Genomic DNA, 5,898 nt, shown 5'->3' with positions numbered 1-5,898 from the left:
AGGCATGGCCGGCTGAAGGCGCGAAAAGATGGACGTCGGACCATCATTATCCTCGACGATTTGAAATCGTTTTTGCTGGCGCTGCCCGAAAAGGAGACCGCCGCCGAATAAAAACCGCCGCGATGGGGCGCGGCGGTTCGGGTAGGGATTTCGGCATTCGGAACGCCCGGAAAATAGTCCTACCCGACCAGCGCGTCAAGTTTCGCGGCGTCCACCACGAAGGTGAACGCCTTGAGCAACAACAACATTACCCCATTCAGGATAGAGGCCGCTGCCCGCTGGCTTGCCAAAACCGCATATGCCAATCGGCCGAAACCGGTTTTGCCGTTTCTGCGCGACCGGTTCTGCCTGAGTCCGGCCGAGATCGTCTTGGCGATCCGCCGCGCGAATGAACAAAGGCGGCGGCAATGACCACGGTTCTTCAACGAACGCCCTTCATCGAGATCGCGCTTGAGGCGATTATCGTCGATGCCTCTGCACAGATACGCGTCGGCGGAACCGACGTGGCGGTCGTGGCCGAATATGCTGAGGCGATGGAACAGGGCGCCACGTTCCCGCCGGTCGTGCTCTTCCACGACGGCGGTGCCGAATACTTCCCGGCCGACGGGTTCCACCGCATCGCGGCTGCGAAAAAAATGGGGCGCAGCACGATTTTTGCGGACGTACGGCACGGCAACCACCGCGACGCCATCCTGCATGCGGTCGGCTCCAATGCCGATCACGGCTTGCGCAGAACCCAGGCCGACAAGCGCAACGCGGTCGAGACGCTGCTGCACGATCCGGAATGGTCGCGGCTTTCGGATAGGAAGATCGCGGAGGCGGCCAAAGTCGATCACAAGACCGTCGCCAAGATCAGGCGGGAGCTGACTGGGGAAATCCCCACCGGCCGAATGAACGGCGTTCGTTCCGGCGTGGTGGAGCAATCCCCACCCGCATCCCCGTCGCAGGGCGGCTCGATGATCGCACGGCTGCTCGCCACCCTCACCGACGACGCACTCATTGCTGAATGCCAGCGTCGCGGGATGGAGGTGGTGCAATGAACTACCAAGCCATCCGGCAGCTTTCGGCCGAAATCAAGGTGCGCGCCACCGACCTGATCGCGCTTTCTCCGCAGAACGATCCCTTCTATGCCGGCGTTGCGCACCGCGAGCAGGCAGCCCGGTGGTTCGCCGCTCTCTGGGAGCGCTTCGGCTGGGGCGCCGGCGTGCATCTCAGGCGCGCCCATTACCTGCTCGTCTCCCAGGACCCGCCGGTCAAGAAAGTCGACGGCGAACCTTACGGGAATACGCTGAACGACTGGAAGGCCCTCGTCGCGGCCTCGCTTGCCGCCCGCTATCTCAGATTGATTCCGACCGATGCCCTGGTCGACCGCCGCAATCCCGAGCCATCCATCCATGCCGAGAACGAAACCGTCGCCGGCACCGTGCCCGGCGTCTCGGTCTCGTTTCGGTACCCGACGTTCGAATACGATCTGCCGGACGATATCGACCCTTCCGCCCAACTTTATCCGCCGGACCTTTCCATTGCCGGTTCGAAACTGCCGGACGGCCAGCCCTACCTGGTCGAGCTGTGGGTCGAAAAGAGCACGCAGAACGACATCCTTCTGCCGCTTGCCAACCGCTTTGGCGTCAATCTGATCGTCGGCGTCGGCGAAATGTCGGAGGTCTCGGCGCGCGCTGCGGTGGAACGCGCAATCGAGGCCAACCGGCCAATGCGCATCCTGTACATTTCCGATCTCGACCCAGGTGGCCGCTCGATGCCGGCGGCGCTCGCCCGCAAGATCGAGTTTATCCTCCGCGACGCCGGGCTCGATCTCGACATCCAGCTTGAGCCGATCATGCTCCTGCCCGAACAATGCCAGCACTACCGGCTGCCACGCACGCCGCTCAAGAAAAAGGAGAGGCGTGGCCCCAAGTTCGAGGCACGGCACGGCAAGGGAGCCACCGAACTCGACGCGCTGGAGGCGCTTTATCCCGGCGAACTGGGTAGAATCGTCGAACGTGAAGTCTGCCGCTACATCGATCCAACGCTTTCCCGCCGTTGCCAGGGAGCCTACTGGGACATTACCCGGTGGCTCGACGGCATCACCGAAGAGGTGCACGCGCCGTACGCCGAGCAGTTGGCCGCGCTGACCACCCGCCAAAGCGACACGCTCACCGACCTGCAAGCGGCGATGGAGGCGGCGCGTGAAGAATTGAAGGCGCTCGGAGAAGATGCGCGCCCGCTTTGGCAGCAGATCAGCGCCGATCTGGATGCGGTCATGCCAGAGATCGATCCGGAGGATGTTCCTAGCGCCAAACCCGCCAATCCGCATGCCGAGCCGCTATTCGACAGCCGCCGCGGATATCTTGACCAGCTCGACCATTACCGGCGCTGGCAAGGGCGGGGAGGAGCATGAGCCATGAGCCACGCCGCCGTCGAATGGGGCCGTAGGCAGCATCCCGGCGATCCGGTCGCCAAAAACGTGCTGATCGCTCTTTGCGAACATCTCAACGGAAAGACCGGACAATGCAACCCAAGGGTGGCGACGATTTGCCACGACACGGATTATTCGGATCGCGCGGTCCGTAAAGCCCTGCGCACGCTCGAAAAGCTCGGGTTGATCCGTATCGAGCCCGGCCACAAGGCCGGCAACAGCTATCAGATTTGCGGCGATTTTAACCGGCACGCCATGCCGGATAACAGTGAGCCCGAACGAAATTTAACCGGCACCAGCGCCGATTTATGCGGCACCTCGTGCCGATCGTATGCGGCACCACGTGCCGGTTCTATTATAGAACCGGAATTGGAACCGGAAAGAACAGTAGTTAGAGCGCGCGCACACGCCAACGGTTCGGCGAAAAAGCCATCAACTCACGAGGCCGTCAAAACGGCATTGCTCGCCGCCCTTTCGCAAGAGCGCGCCGAAGCCGTCATCGAGCATCGGATCGCAATCCTGAAAAAGCTGACGCCCTACGCGGCGAGGCTTCTTGCGGCGCAATTTTCTCTCGCACCGATTGTATGCGGCCTTTCGCCGGACGAGGCGGCCGACGCAATGATCGAACACGGCTGGCGCGGCTTCAAACCCGACTGGATCAACAACGCCCGCGATCGCGACAAGGTCCGCCAGGGACAGCGATCGCAGAACATCGGCGAGTCGTTCGCCGCCGATTATCGCGAGGCCAAGCGGAAAGGCATGCTGTCATGACAACGCTTCCCGATCACGCGCCCGAGGTCTGGCGGCTCGCTACCGATGCCGACAAGCTCACGGTTCTGGCCTCGCTTGCCGGCCTCCCGTCGCGAACGCCCACCGATCACGACGCCACGAAGATAACCTACCTGATCGCGCTCAAAGGCACCTACCATTACGCCCTATTTCGAGCGCGCGACAGGATCGCCCAAGGCGGGCTCGGTCACGCTTACTTCCCGAGCCCGAGCGAACTTCGCATGGAGCACGATCATGTCATGCGGCCGTGGATCGAGGCGCGCGAAAAAGAGGCCGAGCGCAAACGTCGCGTCGAATGGGCGGAGGATCGCGACGCGAAGCCGTTCGAGCCGAACAGCGCGGCAAGCCGGGCACGCGTCGCCGCGATCTACCGCGAGTTTTGCCGGACGTGGCCGGCGTCGCAAGGCCGCGCCGAGGCGCCGCGCAGCGTCGTCCTTGATCCCGACAAGCTCGCAAAGATTCCCGACGCGCCGCGCTCGGCCCGGCAATTGGGCGAAATGCAACCGCAGCGCCCGCCCGACATCAACAACAGGAAGCGATGAAAGAAGCGAGCATCCCGGCGCCGGCAAACATGAAATAGGAAACCGCGGTCGCGAGTGACATTCGCAACCGCCGGAATTGAAGCATAAACAATAGAGGATTGTCCGATGCATGGTCTACAAGCGAAGCAGTCACCCGTCATTAGCGATTTCGCGCTCCGCCTGCGGGCGACCTTCAGTCGCGAAGGGCAGTCGCGTTCTGGTTCGCGTGTGAACCATTAGGGCCGGCGGACGTTTCTCTGCGAATCCAACACCATTGACGGCACGACCGTGGACGAATCCAAACATCAGCCCGCGCTGCAGAAACAAGACACGCCCGGTGCCTTGGCGGACTTTCCTTATGACCGGATGACTGTCGAACGATTCCGGGAGGCATTTCCGCGAGCGAGGTGGAGCGACGAGCGCAGGAACTGGTTTGTGCCAGGCAAGACGGCAGCCCGCCGGGTCGACCGTTGGCTGGCGCGCGAGGCCGAACTGCTGGCGATCCACGGCGATAGCAAGGGGCGGGATGCCTATTCGTTCGACCCCATCTCCAGTCCCTATCTCGAGGTTGCCGAGGATCTGCGCATTCGAACATCCTATTCGAAGACCATCCTTCGGGAACTACACGAAATTCCCTGGGCGGGTTGGGACGATGAACTCCGGGCGTGGCGCGTGCCGTTTCGGTCCTATGAGGAACTGCGGCGCCGGTGGCCGACAATCGAAGAGGCCGCCCGACGTAGCGAACCCGAGGAAAGGAAGCAGCGACGCGAGGCGGAGAAGAACTCGGAGGCTCAAAGAGCCACGCGGTTGCGATACGCAGAACGCCGCCGCCATCGCTATCCGTTGCCAGCCGAAGACTTGCCGCCTATGGGCCGAGCTGTCGCAACAGGGCAGTTCGGCATTGTGGTCTTTACCGATGTGTCAGGTGAAGTCGCCGAGCCGTCGGTAGTGACTGCTTTCTACCCACACGCGACGCGGACGGACATCGACTACGTGTGGGGAACGTGGCGCTCGGCAGCGCTGACGGAACTCATCAGGACATGGCCGGCTCGTCGCGAGGCCGGCCCGATGGAACATTCCCGGGGCTGGTGGCAGCCGACGCTTGCCGAACTTAGAGTCGCCCGTCGAAACGCGCGCATCATCGAGCGTAGAAGGCGAAACCGCAATCTCAGTCCAACGTCATGAAACCGGACCGCGACCCGATCGGCCCGCTCTCTCCGCCATAGGCGCGGGCCTTCATTTTTTCTCGGCCGATGCGGCGGTCCGCTGGGGGCGGAGATTGAAAATCTGCGGCGATGTGTCGAGTACACGATGGGCTGCCTGCCCAGCCGGCGGTTACCGTTCGGACGCCCTAAGGCTCCGCGCCGCCTCATCGAGCGCCAGCGGATCGTCACCGAGGCGGTCGATGAGGTTTTGAGCTTGGTCGCCGGTGATGCCTGTTCTCATCGCCAGCGCTTCCGCTGCCTCAACATCCGATTGACCAGCGGCGCGCTTGCCTTTCTTCGCTCGGCTTTGGGTCTGCGCGGGAGCTGGTACGTCGGCACCAGAGAGTGCCGGTGGACGAGCACCAAGCAAGCGATCTTCGTTCTCGATTTCGAAGGTCGCCTGAGTCCAATGACGCTCGTGCAGACCGTGCGTCTGGCCTTCTCGCTCCCAGATCTCATATGCGCGACGCCTAATGCGTTCGTGTTTGTCGTCTGACATGGTCGTTCCTCCTGGTGGGTTCTCACCCAACGCTAAGGAGCGTCGGAACGATCCGACCCTACTCGCCGATTTCGGACAAAAGAGGGACCGAAAGACTGGCTTCCGGAGGACCGTGCCTGCCGCGTGTTGCGACCCCGCGATGCGTTAGGTGACCCGGAGAAAATCCTGGTGCGCTGCTCGGGAGCGATACCACGACGGAACGCGACCGCCGCTCCGCTCGTTGATTACTTTTGATCGAGCCGGCGCCATGCCATCCACCTCGATACGCAAAACAGAATACGATCCGGAGAGCAGAGTCCTTTCCGTGTGGTTCGTCGCTAGCGGAAAACGGTACGAGTTTGAGGACGTGCCGCCGGAGACTTTTGCCGCATTCAAAGCGGCCTTTGCCAAGGGCCGCTACTTCAACGATCACATCCGCAATCATTTCCGCTACCGTCTGGTTGGACCGGCGGTCGACTGAGCAGCATC

The 5,898-nt window shown here is 62.4% G+C and carries 8 protein-coding genes; 7 read left to right on the top strand and 1 reads right to left on the bottom strand.

Annotated elements, in window-relative coordinates:
• Positions 1–231 precede the first annotated feature (231 nt).
• The 6 genes from EOB36_RS23255 (at position 232) to EOB36_RS23230 (ending at position 4,911) form a co-directional block, all read left to right on the top strand.
• Positions 232–411: a hypothetical protein gene (locus tag EOB36_RS23255; protein WP_128285794.1), complete on the top strand. Its 180-nt coding sequence runs from the start codon at positions 232–234 to the stop codon at positions 409–411.
• Positions 408–1,040, top strand: a complete 633-nt coding sequence (locus EOB36_RS23250) for a hypothetical protein (protein ID WP_128285793.1) — start codon at positions 408–410, stop codon at positions 1,038–1,040. The genes EOB36_RS23255 and EOB36_RS23250 overlap by 4 nt, the downstream gene beginning before the upstream one ends.
• On the top strand, positions 1,037–2,398 hold the full coding sequence (locus EOB36_RS23245; RefSeq protein ID WP_128285792.1) for a hypothetical protein: 1,362 nt from the start codon (positions 1,037–1,039) through the stop codon (positions 2,396–2,398). Before EOB36_RS23250 ends, EOB36_RS23245 begins: the two co-directional genes overlap by 4 nt.
• 3 nt (positions 2,399–2,401) lie before the next feature.
• On the top strand, positions 2,402–3,187 hold the full coding sequence (locus EOB36_RS23240) for a helix-turn-helix domain-containing protein (RefSeq protein WP_128285791.1): 786 nt from the start codon (positions 2,402–2,404) through the stop codon (positions 3,185–3,187).
• Positions 3,184–3,747: a hypothetical protein gene (locus tag EOB36_RS23235; RefSeq protein ID WP_128285790.1), complete on the top strand. Its 564-nt coding sequence runs from the start codon at positions 3,184–3,186 to the stop codon at positions 3,745–3,747. The genes EOB36_RS23240 and EOB36_RS23235 overlap by 4 nt, the downstream gene beginning before the upstream one ends.
• A gap of 294 nt (positions 3,748–4,041) precedes the next feature.
• The gene (locus tag EOB36_RS23230; protein ID WP_128285801.1) at positions 4,042–4,911 is read left to right on the top strand and encodes a hypothetical protein; all 870 of its coding nucleotides are present in this window, start codon (positions 4,042–4,044) and stop codon (positions 4,909–4,911) included.
• A 150-nt stretch (positions 4,912–5,061) separates the two neighbouring features.
• Here EOB36_RS23230 and EOB36_RS23225 read toward each other — a convergent pair whose 3' ends face one another.
• Positions 5,062–5,430 (bottom strand): DUF2934 domain-containing protein, encoded by a 369-nt coding sequence (locus EOB36_RS23225; protein ID WP_128285789.1) that lies wholly within the window; start codon positions 5,428–5,430, stop codon positions 5,062–5,064.
• A gap of 247 nt (positions 5,431–5,677) precedes the next feature.
• Here EOB36_RS23225 and EOB36_RS23220 point away from each other — a divergent pair, with 247 nt between their 5' ends.
• Positions 5,678–5,890, top strand: coding sequence for a KTSC domain-containing protein (locus EOB36_RS23220; protein ID WP_128285788.1), 213 nt, complete (start codon positions 5,678–5,680; stop codon positions 5,888–5,890).
• Positions 5,891–5,898: the final 8 nt, after the last annotated feature.

The sequence above is a fragment of the Mesorhizobium sp. M6A.T.Cr.TU.017.01.1.1 genome, assembly GCF_004023115.1.
GTDB classification, from domain to species: domain Bacteria; phylum Pseudomonadota; class Alphaproteobacteria; order Rhizobiales; family Rhizobiaceae; genus Mesorhizobium; species Mesorhizobium mediterraneum.
This window is presented reverse-complemented; position numbering and strand designations above follow the sequence as displayed.

What these genes read in the sequence shown, in the direction of transcription:
- EOB36_RS23250 (WP_128285793.1), top strand. Translation starts at nt 408, where the DNA reads ATGACCACGGTTCTTCAACGAACGCCCTTCATCGAGATCGCGCTTGAG.
- EOB36_RS23245 (WP_128285792.1), top strand. Translation starts at nt 1,037, where the DNA reads ATGAACTACCAAGCCATCCGGCAGCTTTCGGCCGAAATCAAGGTGCGC.
- EOB36_RS23240 (WP_128285791.1), top strand. Translation starts at nt 2,402, where the DNA reads ATGAGCCACGCCGCCGTCGAATGGGGCCGTAGGCAGCATCCCGGCGAT.
- EOB36_RS23235 (WP_128285790.1), top strand. Translation starts at nt 3,184, where the DNA reads ATGACAACGCTTCCCGATCACGCGCCCGAGGTCTGGCGGCTCGCTACC.
- EOB36_RS23225 (WP_128285789.1), bottom strand. Translation starts at nt 5,430, where the DNA reads ATGTCAGACGACAAACACGAACGCATTAGGCGTCGCGCATATGAGATC.
- EOB36_RS23220 (WP_128285788.1), top strand. Translation starts at nt 5,678, where the DNA reads ATGCCATCCACCTCGATACGCAAAACAGAATACGATCCGGAGAGCAGA.